The sequence below is a fragment of the Nitrososphaera viennensis EN76 genome (assembly GCF_000698785.1).
GTDB classification, from domain to species: domain Archaea; phylum Thermoproteota; class Nitrososphaeria; order Nitrososphaerales; family Nitrososphaeraceae; genus Nitrososphaera; species Nitrososphaera viennensis.
Genome location: NZ_CP007536.1, coordinates 1,958,835 through 1,983,405, shown reverse-complemented (window position 1 = coordinate 1,983,405; position 24,571 = coordinate 1,958,835). Strand labels below are relative to the sequence as shown.

Here is a 24,571-nt window from a genome sequence, read left to right as displayed (position 1 = left end):
TATGTCGTTTGACTGCGCGCTGTTTGACATAGACGGCGTGCTCGTCGACATACGCAAGTCGTACAACGAGGCGATAAAAAAGACGGTCGATTTCGTGCTTGCGCAGTCCGGGATGACAAAGATGCGCGGCCTTGTCACCGACCGGCTGATACTAAAGTTCAGGCAGAGCGGCGGGTTCAACAACGACACCGACACCAGCTATGCGATTGCGCTTGCCATGCTTCTTGCAAACAAACAGCAGAAAACCACGGCGGCCGGCGCGCGCAAGTTCCTGCTAGAAATAGCAGAAAACACAGACGAGACCGGGATAGAGTCTGTTGAAAGGTTCCTCTCAAGATATGACATTGCAAAAATCAAGGAAATGCTTGCTTACCCTGCGCCTGTAAAAGATAGTTACATCGGCAGGGTGTTTGACGAGCTGTTTTACGGGCCGGCGCTCTTTAAAAAGCAGAACGGCATTGCGCCGAAATACTGCATGGATACAAAACCGCTCATCGACAACGACAGGCTTGCCGTGAGCAAAAAGACAATGAAGATTTTGTACGAAAAGCTTGGAGGCAACCTTGCGATCGTCTCTGGAAGGAGCAGGCTTGCCGCGGAGTATTCGCTCAAGCCGGTGATGCAGTATTTTGACATCGACGCCTGCGTGTTTCTGGAGGATGAAAAGAGAGAGTACGCCAAGCCAAACCCCTATGCGGCAAAGAGGGCCATGAAGGTGATGGGCGCAAAAAACGCGCTGTACTGCGGCGACTCGGCCGAGGACATGCTGATGGCCCGCAGGGCACAGGAGGAAACGGGCCTGCCCATTGCGTTTGTCGGGATATACGGCTTTTCTCCCGAGCCAGCCAAGACGCTTGCGCTTTTCAAGGAGAGGGGTGCAGAAGCGGTGGCAAAAAGCGTCGACCTCCTGCCAAAGCTACTATTAAATAAAGTAAAGCCAGCCTAAACCCTGTAGTTGGCTCCTTCTCCTGCTGCTGCGAGGAAGGCTAGGGTCGAGCGCGTCACAAAAGAGACATCAGTCACCGTAGAGGTCAACATTGACGGCGACGGCAACACCAAGGTCAAGACCGGCCTGCCCTTTATCGACCACCTCATAACCTCGATAGGCAAGCACTCGATGATGGACATCACGCTTGCCGGCAAGTCAAACGACGGCATCGTACACCACCTTGCAGAGGACGTTGCAATCGCCCTTGCGCAGGCGATAGACAAGGCGCTGGGCGACAGGGCAAGGATAGTGAGGTTTGGGAGCGCGATGGTGCCTATGGACGAGGCGCTTGCCTATGTCGCAATCGACCTCGTTAAACGTCAATATCACAGGATGGACGTCAAGCTGGAGCGCGCAAGCATTGAAGGTATCCCGAGGGAGGACCTTGAGCACTTTTGCAGGTCGCTCCTGCAGGGCCTCAACGCGTGCACCCACATGGTGGTGGAGTACGGCGACAACGACCACCACAAGGTCGAGGCCGCGCTCAAGGCGTTTGCGCTTGCCCTCAGGGCGGCGGCAAGCATCGACGGCAGGAGGAAAGGGGTGCCAAGCACCAAGGGCGCGATGTGAGAGACGATAATGACAAAGATAGCTATATTTGATTACGGCGCGGGAAACCTGTTCAGCCTGAAATCCGCGCTGGAGAGAAACGGCGCCAAAAAGGTGGACATCATCTACGACATGAAAGACCTGGACAGGTACGACGGCCTGGTGCTCCCCGGCGTCGGCAACTTTGATCCTGCCATACAATCGATCGAGAAAGACGCAAAGCGCCTTGATTCTGCCATCGAGAAGGGCATGCCGGTGATGGGGATATGCCTCGGCATGGAGATGCTCTTTAACAGGAGCGAGGAGGGCAAGCTGGAAGGATTGAAAATCTTGGACGGCGAGGTGGTGATGCTCCCAAAGGGCAAGGTAAAGGTGCCGCACATGGGCTGGAACAATTTGAAGATAACAGCAAAAAACAGCAGGTTCCTCAGGGGCATCGAGAACGACTCGTGGGTGTATTTCGTCCACTCGTACAAGACGGTGCCAAAGGACAAAAAGCTGGTCACGGCGTCGTCTGACTATGGCACCACGGTCCCGGCGGTGGTGGAAAAGGGCAACCTGGTGGGCGTCCAGTTCCACCCCGAGAAATCTGGCGACGTGGGCGCCAGGATGATCAAGAACTTTCTTTCGATGTGCAAAGAAGCCAAGGCTGACAAGAAATGAAGGTGATCCCGGCTATAGACATCATGGGCGGAATGGTGGTGAGGCTCGTCAAGGGCGACGCCCAGAACAAGGTCGTCTACGGAAGCGACCCGGCAGAGATGGCCAAAAAATGGGAGGCCGCCGGCGCCGACATGCTCCATGTGGTAGACCTTGACGCGGCTTTTGGCACCGGGAATAACGCAGGGGCGATAGCCAAGGTCGTGTCGGCCGTGAAAACGCCGGTACAGGTCGCAGGGGGCATCAGGACGCCCGAAGCCGCAAAAGAGGCGCTTGAAAAGGCTGCGCGAGTCGTCATCGGCACGATGGCCTACAGCGACCCCGAAGCGGTGAGAAAGCTTGCCAAGAAGCACCCCGGCAGGGTCGTGGTTTCGATAGACCAGGCCGGCGGAATGATCATGGTAAAGGGCTGGAGCGAGTCTGCCGGCGTCAAAGTCAATGACGCGATATCGCAGTTTGTCTCAATGGGCGTCGAGGACTTTTTGCTCACAAGCATCGAGCGCGACGGGACATTGCAGGGCCCGGACATCGAGACGCTTGCAAACGCGGTAGCATTCAGCGATAAGGCAAGGATAATCGCAAGCGGAGGCATCTCCAGCCTCGAGGACACGATAAGGGTAAAGAGCGTCGGGTGCGCCGCAGTGATACTTGGCAAGGCGATGTACGACGGCAGGGTTTCCATAGAGAGGGTGAAGGCGATAGCATGACCCTTGCAAAGCGCATAATACCGTGCCTTGACGTGGACAACGGCCGCGTGGTCAAGGGCGTGCATTTTGCAGACGTCAAGGACGCCGGCGACCCTGTCGAGCTGGCGAAAAAGTACAGCGAGCAGGGAGCAGACGAGCTTGTGTTTCTCGACATCACGGCGTCGCAGCAGGGGAGAGACACTATGAAAAACGTGGTGCGCAAGGTGGCAAGCGTCATCGACATCCCGTTCACGGTCGGAGGAGGCATCAAGAAGCTGGAGGACGCACGCGGGATCCTGCTTTCGGGGGCCGACAAGGTGTCGATAAACACCGCGGCGGTAAAGAGCCCGGGGCTGATAACGCAATTGATGGAGATTTTCGGCAAGCAGTGCGTGGTAGTTGCGATAGACGCCAAGCGCCGGTACTGCGAAGGCGTTGAGTGCAAAGGGAAGCATACATTTCGAGACAAGAAGAAAGGCCGGTACTGGTTTGAGGTGATGATATACGGCGGCAAGGAGGGGACGGGCCTTGACGCAATAGCGTGGGCGCGCGAGGTCGAGAAGAAAGGCGCCGGCGAGATCCTCTTGACGAGCATCGACGCCGACGGCACGGAAAACGGCTATGACGTCGAGCTGACAAAAGCGATATGCAAGGCATCCACAATACCGGTCATTGCGTCCGGCGGCTGCGGGAGCCCGCGCCACATGCGCGACGTGTTTGAAAAGGCCGACGTCGACGCGGCTCTTGCGGCGTCCATATTCCACTATGAAAAGACCACGGTCGACAAGGTCAAGAAATACCTGAAGAGGAGCGGGGTCAGGACAAGGATATGAAGGATAATAATTTTGGATTCCTGCCTTCTTCCTCGTCTTCCAGCGGCGGGCGCCCGTTTGAGGCGCACCTTGCGGGCCTGCAAGAGCCGGCAAAAAGCATCATGGCCGACCTGCGCAAGTTTGCCCTGTCGCTTGGTCCAAGCATGATAGAAGAGGCGAGGCCGCACAGGGTGGTGTACGCAAAGACGCTGACGTTTCGCACTTTTCTTGATGTCGAGCCGGCTATCGATCATCTCGTAATCGAGATCAGGGCAGGAGGCCGCCAGACGCCGCCTGCACGGATCATCGTCAAGACGCAGGAAGATGCCGAGCGTGCGAAAAAGGCGATAGCAGAGGCGTACGAAAAGATCCGCTAGCCTGTCATCAGATTATCTCAAAGCCGGCAAACTCGCCGGTGTAGGTTTCGTGTTTTACGTCGATGCTGTCGACCCTTGCCGCTGGCGGCCCGTGGCGGCACCAGTCGACTACCTTTCTCACGGTCGCGTCGTCGCCTTCTATGACAGCCTCCACCCGGCCGTCAGGCAGGTTGCGCACCCAGCCTGTGGCGCCGTGCTCCCTTGCGGTCATCTGCGTGTTCTGCCGGAAATAGACGCCCTGGACCTTGCCGGTCACAAAAACATGAGCCCGCGTTTTTTTCAATATGAAAGAAACAAAAAGTATCTAAAATATGATGGTTGTGCTCTCTGCCGCCGAGGAGCTAGGCTATGTCGCCGCCTTCCTCGACAAAGAGCTGCTCGTACGTCGTGCCCTTCCTGACCAGCCTGTACTTGCCGTCGCTGTCCTTCATCACTACCGGAGGCTTGGTCTGGCAGTGGAACGGCATGTTGAACACGACCGAGTAGGCTCCGACGTTGTAGAACGAGACATAGTTGCCCACGTCTGCGCCCGACATGTCGGATGCCTTTGAGAGCGGGAAGACGTCGTACGTGTCGCACAGCCTTCCCGCAAGGTGCGTGTTCTTGGCAGCAGGTGTTGCAAGGCCCGTGGTCCTGTCCTGGCTGTCCACCACGGGAATCACTTCCTGCGGGTATTCCTGCTTTAGCAGCGCGGCGTCAAGCAGGATGTGGTAGCCTGCGTCGACGATCACTATCTTGTGCTCGTTGTACTCCTTGGTGTTCACTATCCTTGATACCAGAATTGACGACTCTGCCACAAGGAAGCGCCCCGACTCTATCATCAGCGTGAATACGCCGTGCGTTTCTGCAAGCTGGTTGAGCCTGACGAGGTGGTTCTGGGCCATCTCTGCCGGCGTCGGCACCGGGTCGTTGTAGAACACGGGCGTCCCTCCGCCGATGTCAAAGGTGTTTACCTGGAAGTTCGGGTACTCTTTTTTCATCTTGGTCATGAATGCGTCCATCTTGTCCAGCGCGTGGGTGTAGCAGGAGAAGTCGGTGATCTGCGATCCCAGGTGGAAGTGGAAGCCCTCGAACTTCAAGAGGTCGCTTCCCATCAGGTACTTGACCATCTTTGTCGCGCTGTCGATGGTGCCGCCGTTGAACGGGACGCCGAACTTGCCGTTCTTATACGAGGCGCGGACCTTGGCATCGGTTGCGACTTCAGGGTTGACCCTGATCATGGTCAGCGGGCGCACGCCCACCTTGCCTGCCGCAAGCGCGAGGTTCATCATGCCCTTGTGAGAGCTGACTACTATTCTGCGCACGCCGCTCCTCAGCACCTCGACATACTCTTCCGGCTCTTCTGTCACGCTGGTGTAGATGACGTTCTCGGGGTCTGCCTTGCACTGCCTGATAAAGTGGAGCTCGCCAAGCGACGTGAGGTCGAACGTGAGCCCGTCCTTCATGAAGGCGCGCACTATGGCCGGGGAAAAGTTGGCCTTGATGGAGTACGCCACCTTTACGGGGCCCTTGAACTTGGAGTATGCTCTCTGGAGCTCGCGGGCTTTTGCGTGCAGCGTGTCCTCGTCTACCAGGTAGAGCGGGGTGCCGTATTGTGCTACAAGGTTCTTCACGTCTAGGGGCGTTGCAAAACGGTTCAGCGGTGCAGAGGCTTGCTTTGGTACAAGTTGGACTTGGGTATTTTCTGCCAATTCTTGTTGATTCTGTCATTATTCAATAAACCATTACTTTAAAAACATTGCCCCGAAATTTGCCGGAAAAATCCGCGCCGGCGCGCCGGAAAAAATATTTGGAGAAAAAATTTGCGCGGCAAGCGTGTGCGATCCGCGCTGCAGAAATTTTTTTCGAGCGACGGAAAAAATATTTTTTGAAAAAACAAAAATGAAAATGGAAAAGGAAGGAAAAAAGGAAAAAGCTTGGGCGCGCCGCACTGACTAGCGGTAGTACGGCACCGTGACCTTTTCGCCCGGCTTGCCTTCGCGCTGCGTCTTTATTTTCTTGATGGCGTCTTCAAAGTGGCGCATCATCACGTGCGCTTCTGCGGCGTGCTTGGCAGCCTCTTCCGGCGTCGGGTATTTTGCCAGGTACTCGTGCAGCACGAGCGACACCGCGGTGTTGACCACCGAGCTCGTGTCTGCTCCGCTAAAGCCGTCCGTCAGCTCGGCAACCTTGCCAAGGTCGACGTCCGGGCCTATTGGCTTTTTCTTGGCGTGGATTTCCAGTATCTTGAGCCTTGTCGGCTTGTCGGGCATCGGGACGAACACTATCTTGTCGAACCTTCCGGGGCGCAACAGCGCAGGATCGATGATGTCGGCCCTGTTTGTCGCCGCTATCACGACTACGCCGGAAAGCGCCTGGATGCCGTCAAGCTCTGTCAGCAACTGTGATACTACGCGCTCTGTGACCATGCTGTCGCCTCCCATTCCCCTCGTCGGGGCGATAGAGTCGATCTCGTCAAAGAACACGACGCACGGCGCAGCCTGCCTTGCGCGCCGAAATATCTCGCGGATGCCGCGCTCTGACTCGCCGACCCACTTGCTCAAGAGCTCCGGACCGCGGACGCTGATAAAGTTGGCCTCGGATTCCGTCGCCACCGCTTTTGCAAGCATGGTCTTGCCCGTGCCGGAGGGCCCGTGCATCAGTATGCCCTTTGGCATGGTGTGCCCAAGCTTTGTGTACAGGTCGGGGTAGCGCAGCGGCCATTCCACAGCCTCCTGGAGCTCGCGCTTGACCTCGTCGAGGCCGCCGATTGCGGTCCACGGGATGTCAGGCGATTCCAGGTAGACTTCTCTCATGGCAGATGGCATTACCTCCTTGACGGCGTTCTCAAAGTCTGACATGGTCACGATGAGCTTGTTGAGCACGTCCGGCGACAGCTTTTCGTCCTCAAGGTTCAGCTCTGGAAGCAGCCTGCGGAGGCACTTCATTGCGGCCTCCTTGCAGAGGTATTCCAGGTCTGCGCCGACAAAGCCGTGCGTGATGCCGGCGATCTTGTCCTGGTCCACGTCGGTTTCAAGCGGCATGTTGCGGGTGTGTATCTGGAGTATCTCGAGCCTTCCGCGCTTGTCTGGCACCTTGATCTCTATTTCCCTGTCGAACCTGCCGGGCCTCCTGAGCGCAGGGTCGATTGCGTTTGGCCTGTTCGTCGCGGCAATGACAATGACCTTGCCCCTTGCCTCAAGGCCGTCCATCAATGACAAGAGCTGAGACACGACACGCCTTTCGACCTCGCCCGTGACTTCCTCCCTCTTTGGGGCAATAGAGTCTATTTCGTCGATGAATATGATTGACGGCGCCTTTTCCTTTGCCTCCTTGAATATCTCGCGCAGCCTCGCCTCGGACTCGCCGTAGAACTTGCTCATGATCTCCGGGCCCGAGATGGAGATGAAATGCGCGTTGCTCTCGTTTGCCACCGCCTTTGCAAGCAGCGTCTTGCCTGTTCCTGGCGGGCCGTACAGCAGTACGCCTTTTGGCGCCTCGATTCCCAGCTTTTCAAAGATCTCGGGGTGCCTGAGCGGGAGCTCTATCATCTCGCGGACCTTCTGGATCTCCTCCTTCAGGCCGCCGATGTCCTCGTACGTGACCTGCGGGACGCCCCTCATGGTCTCGCCCTTCTCGGCAATGTGGAATATCGTCTTTTGAGTTACAAGCACTGCGTCGGCGGCCGGCGTGACTCCGATAACCTGGAAGGTCAGCCTGCCTCCAAAGTACGGCACCATCACGTTGTCGCCCTTGATGAGAGGCACGCTCTCAAGCGCGTCTGCAAGGTAGCGCTCGTCTATTGGCGGGATTGCCTCCAATGGAGCAACGATGACCTTCTCTGCAGGGACTGCCTTTATCTTTTTCACAGTCACGGTGTCGCCAATGGCAATGCCGGCGTTGTTTCTCACAAGTCCGTCGACGCGGATTATGCCCTTGCCTTCGTCAGACGGGTAAAGCGGTAAGCATTTGGCAACCGTCCTGCGCTTGCCCCTTATCTCAATAACGTCGCCAGTTGATGCACCGAGAGAGTCCATCGAGTCGTAGTCGATCCTGGCTACGCCCCTGCCTACGTCCCGGGTATACGCTTCAAGAACCTTTAAGGATAGAGTATTCTGGCTCACACTAACACCTTGACGATACTGCTCTTTATACCTTTATTATCCTTCGCCCACCGCCCTCTGTAAGAAACACACAACCTTTCAGGGAGGGATTGTAAAAATTTTGCATATTTTGCACCCATAAACAGTTATAACTTGCCGCACGTAAAAGCTGCACCGGATTGAGCAAGGAAAATAGTAATGACAATAAAGTGATGACAATAATACTGCCAGGCGAGCAGGTTGCCTCCATCGAGGAGTTTGAGGGCGGCAAGAACACCTACCTGACGGAAGACGGCACGATAAGGGCGGCCGCAATAGGCACCAAGGCCCTCGACCTGAAAAGGCGCGTGGTAAAGATAGAGCCCAAGAACGCGCCGATGCTTCCCAAGATAGGCGACATACTGGTAGGCTATGTCGAGATGATATTTGCCAGCATGATATCCGTAAAGGTGCTGTACATAAACGGAGTAGAGTCCACGTCAGGGTTCTCGGCGATAGCCTCCATGAGAGTGGGAGGCGGCCGCGACAGGCGCGAAAGGCCGATCTTTCGCACCGGCGACATCATCCGGGGCAGGGTGATGAGCCTGCTCAACTCTACCGTGCACATGACGATTGCAGAAAGAGAGTTTGGAGTGCTCTACACCACCTGCTTTATGTGCGGGGGCGACACGGTCAAGGTGAACGACACGGTCAAGTGCATCGAGTGCGGAGCTTGGGAGCCCCGCAAGCTGACAGACGACTACGGCAAGGAGACGCTTCGCCAGATATTCAGGGCAGGCGGCAAGTAGCTGTCATGCCGGCCGCTGCAAGCGTCGCCTTCCAGGGAGAGCGCGGGGCGTTCAGCGAGATGGCCGCGCTGCAATATTTCTCAAAGAAGGGCGCCAGGCTTGTGCCGTGCAAGTCCTTTGCAGACGTTTTTTCCGCAGCCGAAAAGAAAAAGGTCGATTTTGCAGTCATACCGGTCGAAAATTCCATAGAGGGAAGCGTGCCGGAAGTCTATGACCTTCTGATGCAGACGCGGCTGAAGGCAACGGGCGAGGTCTACCACAGGGTGCGCCACTGCCTTATTGCCAACAAGGGCGTCAGGATCAAAGACGTCAGGCGGGCGTACTCGCACCCGCAGGCACTGGGCCAGTGCCGGCAGTACCTGCAAAAGAAAAAGATCGAGCCAGTGCCGGCGTACGACACCGCCGGCTCTGTAAAGATGGTAAAGGAGCAGGGCGCCAATGACGCGGCGGCAATAGCAAGCAGGCGCGCGGCAGAGCTGTACGGCATGGAAATCCTCGAGGAGGGCATCGAGGACAGAAAGAGCAACTACACCCGCTTTCTAGTCCTTGCGCTGTCAGACAGTAGCAAGGGTGCCAGAAAAACCGATGATAGCCAGTACAAGACGTCCATCATATTTTCGGTAAAGCACGTGCCGGGCGCGCTCTTTGGCATCCTCGGCGAGTTTGCGATAAGGAACCTGAACCTGACAAAGATCGAGTCGCGGCCTACGAAAGAGACGCCGTGGGAGTACAACTTTTACGTAGACTTTGAAGGGCACGCCGGCGACAGGGCGGTAAAGCAGGTGCTAAAGGCGACGAAGAGCAAGACTTCGTACCTGAAGATCATCGGCTCGTACAGAAAGGCAGAATTCTAGCTAGTTGTAAAAAGAAGTGGCTTTCTGCAACGCCAGCGTTACATTCGTTTTTCTCGAACTCTGATCTGCTTGTACTTTACGAATAATGGTATTTGTATTACCTGAATTGGAAAGCATTAGTTAGTACACATTCGGCATAGACAGAAAAGTGTCTTTGCCTCCTTCCTTTTTTCTAAAAAATTAATTTGTGGTTTCTGGAGCCTTTTCTGATCTAGGCGTGTGCAAGGCAGCAGATACTGCACCAGCGGCAACCGTTGCTATACCGACAGCCAGCAATGAATACACCAAGTTCGGGTCCACAGTCCTGTAAGTGGGTGGCGATTGGCACTCAATACATGAATTGAAGATTGCATCAGATTCAGCTTTTGAAAGTGGTATATGTATCTGTGACAAACCGAGCGACAGAAGTATCGTAGCAGCTCCCGACAGGAAGAGTAACTTCTGCAGTCGATTCATCTTACCTATAATTCTACGATGTAATATTTATGGTCTATAAGGTGCATTACATCAGAAAATCTGCGCTATTGGGAAATGTCTCTTAATGCCAATTAGCTTTACACAAACCAGTGCAAAGCAAGGCGAGTTTAATACCGCGTCCGTCCTTGCATGTTATGACCCCAACAAGCCGGTACGAAGTCAAGCCTTTCTTTGCTCGTGTAGATGAAGAGTATGTCGACATGCACGCGGTTGTCAAGAAGATAAGAGAATTTTCGTTTTTCATTGTCAGGGGGACAGACATGATGAAAATCTTCTTGCAGACTTCTTTGTATGTCGAGGCCAAAGCGGTGCAAGGTGCGTTAAAAAACGCCCTCCGGGAAGCAACGACGCCAAAGCATTCTCGGCTAGCAGGGTCGCGTACCTGAAGATCATCGGCTCGTACAGAAAGGCCGAGTTCTAGTTAGCTTCTAGCGATCCCGGAAGCGGAGGCCAAGGCCGACTACGATGATGCCGGTCACGACCAGCATGAGCGAGCCGGAAAGCTCCAGCGGGCTGGACTTGGTCTGCGCCGTGCCGGTTATCTGCACGTTCTGGCTTCCCGTGTTCTGTATTGTTATCCTGTGCTCGCCGGCCTTGGTCGCGGTGAGCTCGTAGGTAAAGTTGGAAAGGCCCTTTTGCGAAACGACCACGACCCCGTCAGGCTCCCTGACCTCGACGTCAAAGGTCGATCCTTTCACCTGCATCGACGCGGTGTTGCCGACGTTCATGTCCGGCGACAGCTCGTCTGCAAGGCCGGGCTTTACCGTGCCGTCAAGGGGCACGGCGACTGCCGTGTTTGCGTAGATGCTTGCCGCAATGCCGATGGCGATAAAGGCCGCGCCGGCGGCCAGCATCGCAAGAAACGTCTTTCTGGCCATCCGTTACATCACGTCGACGTCGTGGGGCTGGCTCTCGATAAAGCCGGCGCCGGTTATCCTGACAAACTCGGCGTTTCTTTGCATCTCGGGGATGGTCTTGGCGCCGCAGTAGCTCAGGCCGGAGCGCAGGCCGCCTGCAAGCTGGCGCACGATCTCGACCACGCTTCCCTTGTAGGGCACCATCGCCTCGACCCCCTCCGGGACATAGTCGTTGAGGTCGTCAGAATCCACGACCTCCGGGCCCTCCTGGCGGTACTTGCGGCCGAGAGACGCCATGTAGGACGCCATTCCGCGGTACATCTTGTATTTCTTGCCGTTCTTGACAAGCGTCTTGCCGGGGCTCTCGTCGGTGCCCCCGAACATGCCCCCGATCATGGCAGACGACGCGCCTGCCGCAAGCGCTTTTGTGAGGTCGCCTGACGTGCGGATGCCCCCGTCAGATATGACGGGAATGTCGTACTCCCTTGCCGCCTTGACCGCGTCTATCACCGCGGTGAGCTGCGGGACGCCTGACCCCGTCACGACCCTCGTGATGCATATAGAGCCAGAGCCGACCCCGACCTTGACTGCGTCGACTCCTGCCTTTATCAGGTCTCGGGCGCCGTCGCCTGTCGCCACGTTGCCTGCGATGAGGTCGCAGCTTGGAAAAGCCTTCTTTATCATGTGCACGGTGTTCAGAGCATTTTCGCTGTGGCCGTGCGCAATGTCTACCACAATCGTGTCTGCGCCTGCCTCAAGGAGCGCCTCCGTGCGCTCTAAATAGTCGCCCTTTACCCCTACCGCCGCGCCGACAAGGAGCCGGCCCTTCCTGTCCTTTGCCGCGTGCGGGTACTGGTCCATCTTCAAGATGTCCTTGCTTGTTATCAGGCCCGCAATCCTGCCCTTGTCGTCTACCAGCGGCAGTTTCTCTATGCGGTGCTTGTGCAGGATCTCCTTTGCCTGCTCTATCGTGGTGCCGGCCTTGGCCGTTATGACGTTCTTGGTCATGAGCTCTGACACCCTGCGCTTCATGTTTTTCTCAAACGTGATGTCGCGCCTTGTGATGATGCCGGCAAGTTTCCCCCCGTCCTCCACCAGGAGCCCAGAGACCCCGTACTCGGCCATGTGCTTGTAAAGCTCTGCCACGGTCGTGCTTGACTTTACGGTGTACGGCTGCTCTATCACCACCGACTCTGACCTCTTCACCTTCAGGACCTCGTCCACCTGGTCCTCGATTGTCATGAAGCGGTGGATGATCCCGATGCCGCCCTCCCGTGCAAGCGCTATTGCCATCTGGGACTCGGTCACCGAGTCCATGTTGGCTGAAATGAGCGGTATGTTGAGGCTGATGTTGCGCGACAGCTTTGTCCTCAGGTCCGTCTGTGACCTTGAGACTACAGGCGAGCGTTTAGGAACGAGAAGAACGTCGTCAAACGTCAGACCTTCTCTAAAATCCAAGTAATCCCTTGATGTCTAGTTGCCTAGAAGCATTATAAGCGTTACCGGCTCTAGCGCCTGAGCAACTCTAGCATGGTCAGCGCCTGCACGGTCTCTTTCACGCTGTGGGTCCTCACGAGGCTTGCGCCGTTTATTGCTGCAACCACCTCGCACGCGACAGAGGGGACCATCCTTTGCTCCGCCGCAGGCAGGTTGAGAAGGTGGCCGATGAACGACTTTCTTGAAACCGAGACGCAGACCGGCGCAAGCGCGGCAAGCTTGTACAAGCTTGACAGCACTTCCAGGTCGCGGGAGTACCACGGAGTTTTGTCGCCGTCGGCTAATTTCGTGAAAAAGGGGTTCTTGCCTTCTGCGCGGAAAAAGCCGATGGACGGGTCTACTAGCATCATCTCTTTTCTGACGCCGGCCTTTTTTGCCAGAGCGATGCTTTCCTTCAATGCCCGGACCGTGCCTGCAACCCTGCCCGAGGCAGGCGTCCTGCTGTAGGCCCCGATTATCACCGGCAGGCCGGCTTTGGCAACAACCTGCGCCATCCTCCGGTCGTACTTTAGGCCGGTGACGTCGTTTATCGCGTCTGCGCCAAGTTTTGTTGCGGCCTCGGCGACCTCTGCCCTTGGCGTGTCGACTGAAATCGGCAGGCTGCACGCAGACTTGGCCGCCTCCATCGCGGCTTTCAGCCGCCTGATCTCTTCTTCGACAGGGATTATGGTGTCGAGGTACGGCGCGGTGGACATTGCCCCGATGTCGATGACGTGCGCGCCGGCGCCCTGCATCTCCCTTGCAGCCTGCGCAACCTCGTCAAAGCCGGTCCGAACAGAGCCCTTGAAGAACGACTCGGGGCTTGCGTTGATTATCCCCATCACCTTGACGTGGCGGCCCTTGCCTATCTCCACGCTGCCGATTTTCGCCAATGCAACTCTTTTGCGCATGGCTGCGCTTAAAAAGCTGTGGCAAAAGTTTGAAAAACAAGCTTGACGATGTACCTCCATGGATTTTGCAAAGATTTGCGACCAGGTATTTGCGCTTGACGACGACATCAGGTACGCCGGCGTGATTGACGACATGGGCGCGCTCGTTGCCGGCGGCATGAAAAAGGGGATCGACTCGCTGACCGACCAGTCAAACGAAGAGCTGTACCTTGCGCAGACTGCGCTCCGCAAGTCCATGAGGCAGAGGTTTGACAACACGCTTGGAAAGGCGCGCTTTGCCTACGTCGAGCGGGACAGGGTCTCCATCCTGACGTTCTACATGAACGGCCACACGCTTGTCGTGACTCTGGAGCCCAACCTTGACTCGCACACGGCGATGGACATTGCCAAGGACACGCTGGACCTCCTCAACGGCGGAAGCAGCTGAGCAGGATCTTGCCAGAGTGCAGGCCCTTTTCCATCCTGTCCTGCGCCTGCGCCGCTTCCTCCAGCGGGAACACCGAATCGATGACGGGCTTGATCCTCCTTGCCTGCACGAGCTTTAGCAGTTGCACAAGCTGCGCCTTTGTCCCCAGGAGCGCGCCTGTCATCGTTACCTGCTTGCTGTAGAACATCCGCACAGGGACCGTCGCGTCGTTGCCGGACGTCATGCCGCAGACTGCCATCCTGCCGCCTGGCTTTAGGGACGCTATGCTCGTCTGCCAGGTTGCCGCGCCCACATGGTCGATGACAATGTCAACTCCTGCTGCTGCGCCGCCGCCAAGCCTGGCAGCCACCTCGCCGGCGAGGTCCTTTGTCTCGTTCCTGTCAATGACATGGTGGGCGCCAAGCTTTTTGCCGAATTTCGCTTTTTCAGGACCAGCCGCGGTCGTGATGATCGTCGAGACGCCGAGCGCGCGGGCAAGCTGGATCGTAGCCATGCCGACGCCGCTTGCAGCGCCGTACACGAGGAGGGACTTGCCCTTTTTTGCGCCGTTTGCAGACAGCATGTTCCACGCCGTGAGGTACGAGACTGCAAGCGTAGCCGCGGCCTTGCTGTCCGGCCCTTTTTTTCCCAGCCGGATGACGTTTCTTGCCGGCACTGCCACCTTTTCCGCGTACCCGCCGTTGTAGTCGCTCATTCCGCCGATGATTGCAAACTGGCTGCAGAGGTTTTCTCGCCCTGCCTTGCAATGCGCGCATTTTCCGCAGCTGGCGCCGGGGTATACCATGACGCGCTCGCCGGCGTCAAAGCCAGCGGCGCTTTTCTTTACGGTGCCGACAATGTCGCAGCCGCATATGTGCGGAAGCTTGATCTTTTTGCCGGCGATGCCCATCCTCGTCCAGATGTCGAGGTGGTTCACGCCGCAGTACTCGACTTCTATTACAACTTGCCCCCTTGCCGGCTCGGGGTCCGGGAAATCCTCGTACCTCAGTACATCCACCGTCGGCCCGTGCTGGTAAAAGGGCACCGCCTTCATCATTTTGAGATCAGGTTGTGCATAGATGCGAGGTCGGCTGCAAACGGCTTGAGCTCATCCGGCACTGCTATTTCGATCGGGTCCTTGAGCGACATCGGCTTGCCCGTCTCCTTTGACACTGTCTCTTTCTTTTTGTTCCACACCTGCGAGTTAAAGTCGGTTATCGCTTTTGTGTATTTTGCAAATTCCAGGTCTTGCTGCCCTTCTCCGGCGGCATAGGGCATCTGCTGGTGGTGGATGCTGCTCTTTTTTGAATACATTTTTGTCCAGAGCTCTTCCGAGATGAACGGTGTTATTGGCGCAAGCAGCAGCAGGATAGTCGAGAACACCCTGTGCAGCGTGTAGAGCGCCGAGGCGTGGCCCTGCTGGCCAGGGTCGTACGCCCTCCCCTTCACCATCTCGATATAGTGGGCGGCAAAGACGTTCCACGTGAAATCGCGGATCGCGTTTGCAGGCACGAAAAAGTTGTATTCGTCATAGCCGCGTTTGCACTCTTCCACAAGCCGGGCAAGCTCTGCCAGTATCCACCTGTCAGTCGCCTCAAGCTGCGCCGGCCGCTCCTTTACGACATCAAACGACGAGAGGAACCTGCCCACGTTCCACAGTTTCGACAGGAACTTTTGCGAGCCGGCTATGCGCTGCTCGGAGCAGCGGAAATCGTAGCCGAGGTTGGCCTCGCTTGCCGACCAGAACCGGAACGTGTCGGCGCCGTACTGCTGTATCACCGGGAACGGGTCGATGACGTTTCCCTTGCTCTTGCTCATCTTTTCCCCCTTTTCGTCGACGCCGTAGCCCATTATCCACGCGTCGGTCCACGGCATCTTGCCTGTCAGCTGCACGCAGCGCAGCATCGTGTAGTGGAGCCACGTCCGGATGATGTCCTTGGCCTGCGGACGGAGGGCTGCAGGGTACGCATAGTCGAACAGTTTCTGGTCCCTGCCAAATTTCGTCACAAAGAGCGGGCTGATTGACGAGTCCATCCACGTGTCAAACGTCCTGTCCTCGCCCGTGAATTCCGTGTGGCCGCATTTCGGGCACTTTTCAAATGGCGGGCTTTCCTTCCAGGGGCGATAGTATTTTCCAGGCTCTGGCAGGAGTGGCGTCCTGCAAGAGTTGCAGTACCATATCGGTATCTCGGTGCCGTAAAAGCGCCTCCGGGAGACCGGCCAGTCGATTGCGACAGAGTCCAGCCAGTTGAGCAGGATCTGTCTGTGCATCTCGGGGTGGAATTTCAGCTGCATCGCCAGTTCGCGCAGCTGCGGCACATAATCAAGCTGCTTGACGTAATAGTCGTGCAGGGGGATGATTTCAATTGGCGTCTTGCTGCGCTCGCACAGCGGAGTCCGGTGCATGATGCCCTCCTCCTTTTCTATGAGGTTTGCGGCTTTCAGGTCCTCGATGACCTTGGTGCGCGCCTGGTTGACGCGAAGGCCGGCGTACGCGCCTGCCGCCTCTGTCGTTATGCCGTTTTCGTTGAGCGCCACTATCTCCTTCAGGCCCAGCTCGCGGAACACCTGCACGTCGTTCTGGTCGCCATAGCTGCACACCATCACGGCGCCAGAGCCAAACTCCGGCCTTGCAGAATGGTGCGTCTTGATTGGCACCTCCCTGTTGAACAATGGCAGGACGACGCTCTTGCCCTGGTAGTCGAGGTAGCGCTCGTCCTCCGGGTTTACGATGACTGCCTGGCACGCAAAGAGGAGCTCGGGCCTTGTCGATGCGATTATAATCTGATCATCAGAGTTATTATTTGCGACCCGGAACTTCATGTGCACCAGCTTTGTCGGCAGGTCGTCATGGATTATCTCGGCGTCTGCAATCGTGGTGCCGCAGTCCGGGCAGTAGTTGTTTGGCCTGTTTGCCAGGTACACGAGCCCGCGCTTCCACAGCTCGATAAAGGTGGCCTGCGTCAATGCCCGGTACTCGTCAGAGTCGGTGCGGTAGTAATGCGCAAAGTCGCCGGAAAGCCCCATGTTCTTCATTATCTGGAGCATCTCGGCTTCCAGGTCGTCGAGCGCGCCCTTGCACAGGTCAAGGAATTTCTGCCTGTCCATCTGGCGCATGCGCACCTTGTACTTTTTCTCGGTGTAGATTTCCACCGGCAGGCCGTTCCGGTCGATGCCTATGGGGAAAAGCACGTTCTTGCCGGACATCCTAGCTGTCCGTGCTATCATGTCTATCTGAGCGTAATGGGCGGCAGCGCCAATGTGCCACGGCTTGCCCGACGGGTACGGGGGCGGCGTGTCAATGACAAACGCCGGCTTTTCACCATTCATTGTTTCAAAGCGGTACGTGTCCTCGTCCTGCCACTTTTTCAGTATCGCGCTTTCAATCTCGTGGTTCCACGACTTGGTCTGTATCTTGGGTTCCATATTGGTTGGCCGGCCTGTATGCCTAGTTGTGGCGCCCGATACCGTTATTAACGTTAAGGCTGTTGGGAAGAGGGCATGTCATTTTGTAGGACTTGCAAGTTCTGCAGGATCCCCTGTAAGCAGCCGGCCATCTATCTTTTTAGTAGAATAAAGCAAGGGTCAAGGCCTAATCGCCTCGCAGGCCCTCGGCACTGGAGGTCAGCCCGACTTGATAGATGGTTCGTTTTAGAATGACAAGCTGGACACATCTTCGCCTTCTGGAAGCAAAGCGCAAGGCTTTTTGGCATACTCGCCCATCGTGGCATCACGGGTCAGAAGTGACGTCTGTTCGCTGAAATTATACTTGGAGATCTCGCACTTGCCAACGTCGACGTACACGCGCCGGTATACGAAATCCTTTCCTGACTTGGGTTTTATTTCATGAACAGTCCTTGTTTTGACGATGACAGGACCTTCCCGGCTTGAATTTACGGTGACTGCCAAATCAGCTGACCACTATTTCTATGAGTTGACTAACCGCTATTTAACTACGGACAGGCTCGTGGAAAAATACAAGGCATATTTTGCAAACTAATCTAAAGCACAGTCCTGTTGAATCCCAAGGTGTTATTTTTGGGTGTTGATTTTCGGGTGGCGGGGTACGACATCAATTTCGCTCATGGTTATCTCTAATCAGCGGGAATCTTTATTTTATATCCAAATATAGAAACTACGTTAACAAAGATCCAGAAAAGGTATATAGAAGAAAATTAGCTAAAGTCCGATGCAAGCCAGTCTTACGTACGCAATAGTAGGAGGTGTAGTCGGCCTCTTGGTCTTGGGCATTGCAGCGGGCTTTATTATCAGGCCCGTCATGTCACAAGACAACCAGAGACAGGCAATGGCAGTAAGCGGTGCAGGTGCATCGCTAGTACCGACACAATTTGGCGGAGGAATTGCAAAGGCAGGTGCAAAATCCTTGCCCGCACCACCAGAACCCTTTTCAATCGTTGTGAACGGCCACACAGAAATATCAACTGTTACAGTCAAGAGGGGAGAGACCGCGCAGATAGATGTACTAGTTAGTCCAAAGATGTTGGGTATCACAGGCAATGTGTATGTTCAGAGTGTCCTGCCGGTGTGTGGGACTTCAAATCTGCATATAGATTGTATACCCCAAGGGATAACAGCTTCAATATCTGAAAATACTGTCTCAGCTGCAAAGCATCTGGTCCTTACCGTCAATGCTGCACAAGATATGCCAACCGGAACATATGCTTACGAGGTCGTCTCAGACACCATGATGAATCTTCCTGATCAGAGCTCCCCAGTAAAGGTTGGAAGCATAACGACATTTGGGATACAAGTCACATAGAGGGAGTTGAAACAAATGAAAATAGATGCCAAATATTTTGGAGCAATATTCGGAGTGCTCGTTCTCTTTACCACGACTTGGGCACTACCCGAAGCAAGTGCATACTGGCATGTAGGAGCCGACCATAGCCTCAGTAGCATCGTTGAAGTTAGGACCAACGCAAATACGCCTTCATTGCCTAATTCTAGTGCAATATCTGCGACAACACTATACTGGCTTGGTGCAGATGTTACCGGCGGTGATGACGACATACTTACACAACCAGAAATAAGAGCATATTCAAGCACTCAGTGGAGAGCGTCCTTTGAAACTGTATCTGAAACGACTGGCAACAGGGTGGAATTTTATTGGACAAACGTATACTTCACTCCAGGTACCAGCATCCAATTAGATGACGCTGTATCTAGTCACCAGAATTGTCAATTCGTCACTGACAGAAACAATGCTCTGAACTCTGCTAGCCAATGTCTAAATGCCGTGGACTATGGTACGTCAATGTATGAATCATATGCGACGCTAGAGAGCTATGACTACACCGGCTCTGACTTCCACTCGATGAATGGTAGTGTGAGCTTTACAAACTATCTATCCTTCACATCAATTGGTGGAACCGGTAGCTCGCAAGCTCTATCGCCATACACGTTCTCGAGTACTGCAAGCAGTCCACCTAGCTGCATTACTTCATCTGGAGGTACCGGGTCGGCCACAGTCACCGTAAACTGTTAGTACATAAAGGTGGATTGACGCCGCCTTTCCTTTCTTTTCTATAACTTTTAGCTGCTGACTGAAATTGTTTTGTAAGTACTGTAGGTGCCATCATTTGGAGTTGTTACAGTGGCAGTAATTCTATAATCGCCTAGAGATTCGGGAGTGAAATTGTAGTTTCCTTCTTGAGGAAAGAGGTATTCAAAATTGGCCTTTGTACCATCAGACGCCTTCATTGAGCATCGCAGTGTAGCATTCCAATCTGAGACCTGCGCGTATGAACCATCTGATCTCTTGCTTTCTGCAACGAGATGCAAAGAGCCGCAATCATCTTGTGCAGACTTTCCTGTGACTTTTGCTTGAAAACTAACGGCATTATTCAGCGAGTATGGCTTTTCAGACAAACCTTCAATAGATGCAGTTACATGCGGCGAAGGACCAGATGGAAGTGGATTTTCATTGGGAAGGATGTCACTCTGCCGTCTTGATCCGAAATAAAATGCAGCAGCGGAACCGGCAATCACGATGCCTGCTATTATGGCGATGATTACGGTTTTCTTCAAGGTAATATTCCTACTACTGGATAATATATATGTCTAAGTTCTATACGAGGACATTAGAGTACACTTCTCTACCCATACTTAGATGTCCTAAAATGCCTCTCAAGGCCGGCGAATTCTGGCTTTAGCACCTTGACGATCCCTCCTTCGTACAAATAGGGGCTGTACTTTTCAGCTACCCAAACAGCCCATGATTCACCGTCTAGGAGGTCGATGAGATTCTGGTCGTTTTCGAGTACGATAAAAAAGAATGTTTATGACGGCGACATTCATAGACGAGCGCACCTGCAGGCCAGGGCAGGCCTGCTAGCGAAGAAGCACGGCGTAGCAGGTCAAGCTTTTGAGTGCACAGGGGACGCGTGGAATATGGGTAATGCTTGTGCGCCATGGCAAGTACATTGGTGTCCTAAGGTGCAAGGCTTTAGGAAGCAGCGTCCCCAAGTTGATACTCTTGAGCAGGCAGAAATCCAAAGTCCAAGAACGCCTTTGACCCTCCGATCAGAAAAGATATTAATATTAACGTCTGCGCAACCCATTCCGTGAAATTCGTCGACTGGTTCCCGTATTACCAAGGAATCCGCGCAGAGTTTGGCTACAGCACAGAGAAGGACCAGGAGGCGGCCAGGATGCTTTCTGGCATGATAAAGAGGAAGGCCCTTGAGCCCAAAGTCCTGCAGAAAAAGATCGCCGGCAAGAACGTGCTTGTCCTTGGCGCGGGCCCGAGCCTGGTTGAAAACACCAAGATGATCAAAAGGAACAAGACTTTTGTAAAGATCGCCGCCGACGGCGCGGTGCAGGCGCTCTTGGAGAACAAGATAAAACCGGACATCGTGGTGACGGATCTTGACGGCGATTCTGCGTCATTGCAAAAGGCGGCCAAGTCAGGCGCGGTGATGGTCGTGCACGCCCACGGGGACAACACCGACATGCTGAAAAAGCTGGTGCCAAAGTTCAAGAAGGTCCTCGGCACGACGCAGGTGATGCCCGTTGAAAACGTCTACAACTTTGGCGGTTTCACGGACGGCGACAGGTGCGTCTTTTTGGCAGAAGAGTTTGGCGCAAAAAAGATAGTGATGGTTGGAATGGACTTTGGCAGTACAAGCGCGTACAAGGACGTCAAGGACCCGGAGCTGAAAAAGCGCAAGATGCAGGCCGGAAAGCGCCTGCTGGAGACGCTTGCCAAGCAGTCGCGCTCGCAGCTGTTCCACGCCTCCAAAAAGCCGGTCAAGGGCTTTTCTCCCTACTACTAACAAGGCATGGTCAGCCAGAAAAAGGCGATAGGCATACTCGGCATAGTCTTTGCCGTGGCAGGGGGCGCCGCGTGGTTCTTTGGGCAGCATATCCCGGCAGCGATGCTGTGGGGCGTCGCCGTCCTGATAGTGCTGAAACTCAACAAGCGGCAGCAGCAGAAAAGGCGGTAAGGCTATTATACCATTTAGGATCAAGAGGGCTTGCTAATGTCCGGCTATTCCGAGGATGACGTGAGGCGTGCAGCCGAGCTCCGAGAGTGGGTCATGAAGCAGATTTCAGACAAGCAGGAAGAGCTGGAGAGGCTGAGGGCCACGCTTGCCATCATTGACAGCGTGTTAAAGCAGGGCAGCTTCAGGGCCGCGGCGGTAATGGCGACTTCGTCGGCGGCGACGACTACAAGCGAGCCGGCAAGGCCGCCGCAGCAGCAGGCAGCAGCGCCGCCAGCGCCACAGGCCAAGAAGTCTACTACTACCATAGCTGCGTCGGCGCCACAGCCGGCAAAGCAGGCGGCCGCAGCAGCGGCGGGCTTTGACCCCGGCAGGGACGTCAGGCCGCTAAAGAGGGCCAAGGACGATTTCCTCCTTGCAAACGCAGAGGTCACTGCCAATTCGATAACCATAGTGCCGGCGCCCGGGGTCAGCCTGAGCGTAAACACGCCCCCGTTCCGGTCGTTCTTTCTCGGCAGGATACTCGACGGCATGAAGAGCAAGGACGCCGACAGGGTGGCACAGGGCGCGCTGGCAGAGTCCGGCGTCATGAGCTACAAGGTCGACGAAGACGCAGGCATGATGATAAAGAAAATAACGATAACAAACTACCGCGAAAAGGAGCGTATGACAGAGATATTCAACACGGCTGCCTGGGTGTTTACAAGGATGCTGGAAAAGGCTGGAAGCTGAAATAATGGCAGAAGATGATAATAATAACAAAATAGACAAGATCGTCGTCCTCGACTTTGGCTCGCAGTACAGCCACCTGATATGCAGGAGGATAAGGGAGGCTAACGTGTACTGCGAACTCGTGCCGTACAACACGCCGGCAAAGGCGCTCAAGGAGATGGACCCAAAGGGCATCATTTTTTCCGGCGGGCCGGCAAGCGTGTACGCCAAGGGCGCGCCCAAGCCGGACAGGCAGATATTTGCGATGGGCAAGCCGATACTTGGCATCTGCTACGGCCACCAGGTGCTTGTCGACAACTTTGGCGGCAAGGTGAAAAGGGCGGCAAGCAGGGAGTACGGCAGGGCAGGGCTAAAGATAGACGACGATTCCGACCTTTTCAAGAACCTTGACACCAGCATCAACTGCTGGATGAGCCACGGCGACGCGGCGGAAAAGGTGCCGGACGGATTCAAGGTGATCGGCCACACCGAGAACTCGCAGTCGGCTGCAATCGGCGACCACGAGAGGAAGATGTACGGCATCCAGTTCCACCCGGAGGTGGTGCACACCGAGCGGGGCATGCAGATCCTGAAGAACTTTGCGCAGGAGATAAGCGGCGCAAAACCCGAGTGGGACATGCAGAGCTTTATCGACACCACCGTCAAGGAAATCAGGGAGCAGGTGGGAAAAGACAAGCGCGTGCTTGCCGCGGTGAGCGGGGGCATCGACTCGACGACGGTTGCCGCGCTCATGCACAGGGCGATTGGAAAGCAGTTGTCGTGCGTGTTCATCAACCACGGCCTCCTCAGGCAGGACGAGGAAAAGGAGGTGGTCAGGCTGTTCAAGGAGCACCTTGGAATCGACCTCATCTACGTCAACGCTGAAAAGCGCTTTCTGTCAAGGCTAAAGGGCGTCACCGACCCGGAGAAAAAGCGCAAGATAATCGGCGACCAGTTTGCGAAGGAGTTTGTAACGGTTGCGAAAAAGCACGGGCCGTTCCAGTGGCTTGCGCAGGGAACGCTGTACCCGGACGTGATTGAAAGCGGCGTGTCAAAAGGCCCGGCCGCCGTGATAAAGACGCACCACAACGTGGGCGGCCTGCCAAAGTGGCTGAAGCTGCAGGTGATAGAGCCGTTGCGCTTTCTGTACAAGGACGAGGTGAGGAAGGTTGCAAAGCTGCTCGAGGTGCCGGACGAATTGCTAAAGAGGCACCCGTTCCCCGGGCCGGGCCTCGCCGTCAGGATAATCGGCGCGATAACCCCTGAAAAGACGAGGATTGCCAAGCACGCAAGCAAGATTGTCGAAGACGAGCTAAAGGCTGCAGGGTATTACGACAAGGTGTGGCAGGCTTATGCGGCTGTAGGCGACGACAGGGCTGTCGGCGTACTGGGCGACGAGCGCGTGTACGGCCACGTCGTGATGGTGCGCGTCGTCGAGTCGATTGACGCCATGACTGCCGACTGGACGCGCCTGCCGTACGACGTGATAGAGCGCATCAGCAACAGGATCACAAACGAGGTGGAAGGGGCGACGTGGGTCACGTATGCGGTGTCAAGCAAGCCGCCGGCCACGATAGAGCCGCAGTAAAAAAGAGTATCCCCCCGTTTCCCTCGTGAAAACACACCATTTTTAGTGACCGAAACTGGGTCAATAGCAATATAGAATGTTGGGGATGAGCGTGTCTATCTGGTGATAACAATATAGAGAAAGGGAGGAATGAGCAGAGTCTTCTTCATCTCATCCCGGTCAGTAGCAGGCAGGCTTTTCAACATACGGCTCCCGTTGTGAAAGAGACGCTTTTGGACATCGAGCTAGCAACTTGAAAGGTCGCGTCAGACTGTGCTTTTGCAGGAGGCGATTGAAATGTCGCGACAAGTGTTGCAGTATGGGGAGTATATGACTCGCAACCTGCAAACAGTGTCTTGTAGACCACGCCGCCAGCTCCCAAGGATTTGCCGTCAAGGTACCAATTTAGATTTGCAAATACTACTCTACAGGGGTTTGATAAGGAGCCACTGAATTTGATTGTCATGAATCCATCATTTCCCGGACCGCGCTCGTTCTCGAAGAAGTTTGCGCCATTCGCGGGGCTCGATATTGTTAGAGTGGTAGTGCAGATGCGCGGGGGAATCTTGACCAGGGAATCCTTGGCCGCAGTCACGGCAGCATTTGCCTGCATGATACTTGCGCCAATGGTTGCAATAGATAGAGTCAATGCTACAATCGTGACGATGACAAGTTTTCCAAAAGTCGGGTGTATTTTCTGCTGATTGATATCGGTATCATCATCTTTGTCTTCCGACATGAAATCTGTCATCTTTAAGAATCATTTAAGGTTAATTACGATATCTTACTGCTAAATGATAGAGTATTTGCTTTAATTATGACATTATGAGCAAATTTTATGAAACATCATCGGATCGAGTAGCATCAGCCCTTGGCACCAGCTCTCTCTTGGAAGGCATCCCCTTTC

At 55.1% G+C, this 24,571-nt stretch carries 26 protein-coding genes; 15 read left to right on the top strand and 11 right to left on the bottom strand.

Going from position 1 to position 24,571, the window contains the following annotated elements; genetic code table 11:
- Position 1 precedes the first annotated feature (1 nt).
- From NVIE_RS11285 to NVIE_RS11260, 6 genes are read left to right on the top strand one after another with little or no spacing between them, the layout of a single operon-like run.
- A complete protein-coding gene (locus NVIE_RS11285) occupies positions 2–946 on the top strand; it encodes an HAD family hydrolase (RefSeq protein WP_158435216.1) in 945 nt (314 codons plus the stop codon).
- A gap of 9 nt (positions 947–955) precedes the next feature.
- On the top strand, positions 956–1,558 hold the full coding sequence (locus tag NVIE_RS11280) for an imidazoleglycerol-phosphate dehydratase (protein WP_075055341.1): 603 nt from the start codon (positions 956–958) through the stop codon (positions 1,556–1,558).
- Positions 1,559–1,567: 9 nt separating this feature from the next.
- Positions 1,568–2,200: an imidazole glycerol phosphate synthase subunit HisH gene (hisH, locus tag NVIE_RS11275; RefSeq protein WP_075055340.1), complete on the top strand. Its 633-nt coding sequence runs from the start codon at positions 1,568–1,570 to the stop codon at positions 2,198–2,200.
- Positions 2,197–2,904, top strand: coding sequence for a 1-(5-phosphoribosyl)-5-[(5-phosphoribosylamino)methylideneamino]imidazole-4-carboxamide isomerase (gene hisA / locus NVIE_RS11270; protein WP_075055339.1), 708 nt, complete (start codon positions 2,197–2,199; stop codon positions 2,902–2,904). The genes hisH and hisA overlap by 4 nt, the downstream gene beginning before the upstream one ends.
- A complete protein-coding gene (hisF, locus tag NVIE_RS11265; protein WP_075055338.1) occupies positions 2,901–3,716 on the top strand; it encodes an imidazole glycerol phosphate synthase subunit HisF in 816 nt (271 codons plus the stop codon). Before hisA ends, hisF begins: the two co-directional genes overlap by 4 nt.
- A complete protein-coding gene (locus tag NVIE_RS11260; RefSeq protein ID WP_075055337.1) occupies positions 3,713–4,072 on the top strand; it encodes a DUF5655 domain-containing protein in 360 nt (119 codons plus the stop codon). Before hisF ends, NVIE_RS11260 begins: the two co-directional genes overlap by 4 nt.
- A gap of 7 nt (positions 4,073–4,079) precedes the next feature.
- Here NVIE_RS11260 and NVIE_RS11255 read toward each other — a convergent pair whose 3' ends face one another.
- The 3 genes from NVIE_RS11255 to NVIE_RS11245 all read right to left on the bottom strand — a co-directional run bounded on the left by NVIE_RS11255 (position 4,080) and on the right by NVIE_RS11245 (position 8,175).
- Positions 4,080–4,355 carry an acylphosphatase gene (locus NVIE_RS11255; protein WP_075055336.1) on the bottom strand — a complete coding sequence of 92 codons (276 nt, stop codon included), beginning with the start codon at positions 4,353–4,355 and terminating at the stop codon, positions 4,080–4,082.
- Positions 4,356–4,413: 58 nt separating this feature from the next.
- On the bottom strand, positions 4,414–5,685 hold the full coding sequence (locus NVIE_RS11250; RefSeq protein WP_158435215.1) for a diaminopimelate decarboxylase family protein: 1,272 nt from the start codon (positions 5,683–5,685) through the stop codon (positions 4,414–4,416).
- Positions 5,686–6,006: 321 nt separating this feature from the next.
- A complete protein-coding gene (locus NVIE_RS11245) occupies positions 6,007–8,175 on the bottom strand; it encodes a CDC48 family AAA ATPase (protein ID WP_075055334.1) in 2,169 nt (722 codons plus the stop codon).
- 158 nt (positions 8,176–8,333) lie between these two features.
- Here NVIE_RS11245 and NVIE_RS11240 point away from each other — a divergent pair, with 158 nt between their 5' ends.
- The 3 genes from NVIE_RS11240 to NVIE_RS11230 all read left to right on the top strand — a co-directional run bounded on the left by NVIE_RS11240 (position 8,334) and on the right by NVIE_RS11230 (position 10,659).
- Positions 8,334–8,942, top strand: a complete 609-nt coding sequence (locus tag NVIE_RS11240) for an exosome complex RNA-binding protein Csl4 (RefSeq protein ID WP_144239687.1) — start codon at positions 8,334–8,336, stop codon at positions 8,940–8,942.
- A 5-nt stretch (positions 8,943–8,947) separates the two neighbouring features.
- Positions 8,948–9,796: a prephenate dehydratase gene (gene pheA / locus NVIE_RS11235; RefSeq protein ID WP_075055332.1), complete on the top strand. Its 849-nt coding sequence runs from the start codon at positions 8,948–8,950 to the stop codon at positions 9,794–9,796.
- A 611-nt stretch (positions 9,797–10,407) separates the two neighbouring features.
- Positions 10,408–10,659 carry a hypothetical protein gene (locus NVIE_RS11230; RefSeq protein WP_075055331.1) on the top strand — a complete coding sequence of 84 codons (252 nt, stop codon included), beginning with the start codon at positions 10,408–10,410 and terminating at the stop codon, positions 10,657–10,659.
- A 42-nt stretch (positions 10,660–10,701) separates the two neighbouring features.
- Here the strand turns inward: NVIE_RS11230 and NVIE_RS11225 are convergent, their stop codons facing one another.
- Genes NVIE_RS11225 through NVIE_RS11215 form a run of 3 tightly spaced genes read right to left on the bottom strand, consistent with a single transcriptional unit; the run spans position 10,702 to position 13,499 of the window.
- Complete coding sequence (locus NVIE_RS11225) at positions 10,702–11,151, bottom strand: hypothetical protein (protein WP_075055330.1); 450 nt, start codon at positions 11,149–11,151, stop codon at positions 10,702–10,704.
- Between the two features lie 3 nt (positions 11,152–11,154).
- Complete coding sequence (gene guaB / locus NVIE_RS11220) at positions 11,155–12,588, bottom strand: IMP dehydrogenase (RefSeq protein ID WP_075055329.1); 1,434 nt, start codon at positions 12,586–12,588, stop codon at positions 11,155–11,157.
- A gap of 50 nt (positions 12,589–12,638) precedes the next feature.
- Positions 12,639–13,499, bottom strand: a complete 861-nt coding sequence (locus tag NVIE_RS11215) for a dihydropteroate synthase (protein ID WP_075055328.1) — start codon at positions 13,497–13,499, stop codon at positions 12,639–12,641.
- A gap of 76 nt (positions 13,500–13,575) precedes the next feature.
- Here NVIE_RS11215 and NVIE_RS15575 point away from each other — a divergent pair, with 76 nt between their 5' ends.
- Positions 13,576–13,944: a DUF6659 family protein gene (locus tag NVIE_RS15575; protein WP_075055327.1), complete on the top strand. Its 369-nt coding sequence runs from the start codon at positions 13,576–13,578 to the stop codon at positions 13,942–13,944.
- On the opposite strand, the gene NVIE_RS11205 is transcribed toward NVIE_RS15575, so the two are convergent.
- The 3 genes from NVIE_RS11205 to NVIE_RS14940 form a co-directional block, all read right to left on the bottom strand.
- Positions 13,925–14,980: a zinc-binding dehydrogenase gene (locus NVIE_RS11205; protein WP_084790789.1), complete on the bottom strand. Its 1,056-nt coding sequence runs from the start codon at positions 14,978–14,980 to the stop codon at positions 13,925–13,927. The genes NVIE_RS15575 and NVIE_RS11205 overlap by 20 nt on opposite strands.
- Positions 14,977–17,349 (bottom strand): valine--tRNA ligase, encoded by a 2,373-nt coding sequence (locus NVIE_RS11200; protein WP_075055326.1) that lies wholly within the window; start codon positions 17,347–17,349, stop codon positions 14,977–14,979. Before NVIE_RS11200 ends, NVIE_RS11205 begins: the two co-directional genes overlap by 4 nt.
- A gap of 225 nt (positions 17,350–17,574) precedes the next feature.
- On the bottom strand, positions 17,575–17,832 hold the full coding sequence (locus NVIE_RS14940) for a hypothetical protein (RefSeq protein ID WP_144239686.1): 258 nt from the start codon (positions 17,830–17,832) through the stop codon (positions 17,575–17,577).
- Between the two features lie 328 nt (positions 17,833–18,160).
- Here NVIE_RS14940 and NVIE_RS11195 point away from each other — a divergent pair, with 328 nt between their 5' ends.
- Complete coding sequence (locus NVIE_RS11195) at positions 18,161–18,703, top strand: hypothetical protein (RefSeq protein WP_158435214.1); 543 nt, start codon at positions 18,161–18,163, stop codon at positions 18,701–18,703.
- Positions 18,704–19,476: 773 nt separating this feature from the next.
- On the opposite strand, the gene NVIE_RS14935 is transcribed toward NVIE_RS11195, so the two are convergent.
- Positions 19,477–19,971, bottom strand: a complete 495-nt coding sequence (locus NVIE_RS14935) for a hypothetical protein (protein WP_144239684.1) — start codon at positions 19,969–19,971, stop codon at positions 19,477–19,479.
- Between the two features lie 536 nt (positions 19,972–20,507).
- Between NVIE_RS14935 and NVIE_RS11185 the strand changes: the two genes are divergently transcribed.
- From NVIE_RS11185 to guaA, 4 genes are read left to right on the top strand one after another with little or no spacing between them, the layout of a single operon-like run.
- Positions 20,508–21,218, top strand: coding sequence for a 6-hydroxymethylpterin diphosphokinase MptE-like protein (locus NVIE_RS11185; RefSeq protein ID WP_075055323.1), 711 nt, complete (start codon positions 20,508–20,510; stop codon positions 21,216–21,218).
- Between the two features lie 6 nt (positions 21,219–21,224).
- On the top strand, positions 21,225–21,389 hold the full coding sequence (locus tag NVIE_RS15565; RefSeq protein WP_158435212.1) for a hypothetical protein: 165 nt from the start codon (positions 21,225–21,227) through the stop codon (positions 21,387–21,389).
- A gap of 36 nt (positions 21,390–21,425) precedes the next feature.
- The gene (locus tag NVIE_RS11180) at positions 21,426–22,118 is read left to right on the top strand and encodes a hypothetical protein (RefSeq protein WP_144239683.1); all 693 of its coding nucleotides are present in this window, start codon (positions 21,426–21,428) and stop codon (positions 22,116–22,118) included.
- A 31-nt stretch (positions 22,119–22,149) separates the two neighbouring features.
- Positions 22,150–23,685, top strand: a complete 1,536-nt coding sequence (gene guaA / locus NVIE_RS11175) for a glutamine-hydrolyzing GMP synthase (RefSeq protein WP_075056169.1) — start codon at positions 22,150–22,152, stop codon at positions 23,683–23,685.
- Positions 23,686–23,863: 178 nt separating this feature from the next.
- Here the strand turns inward: guaA and NVIE_RS11170 are convergent, their stop codons facing one another.
- Entirely contained in the window at positions 23,864–24,403 is a 540-nt protein-coding gene (locus NVIE_RS11170; protein WP_144239682.1) for a hypothetical protein, read from the bottom strand.
- Positions 24,404–24,571: the final 168 nt, after the last annotated feature.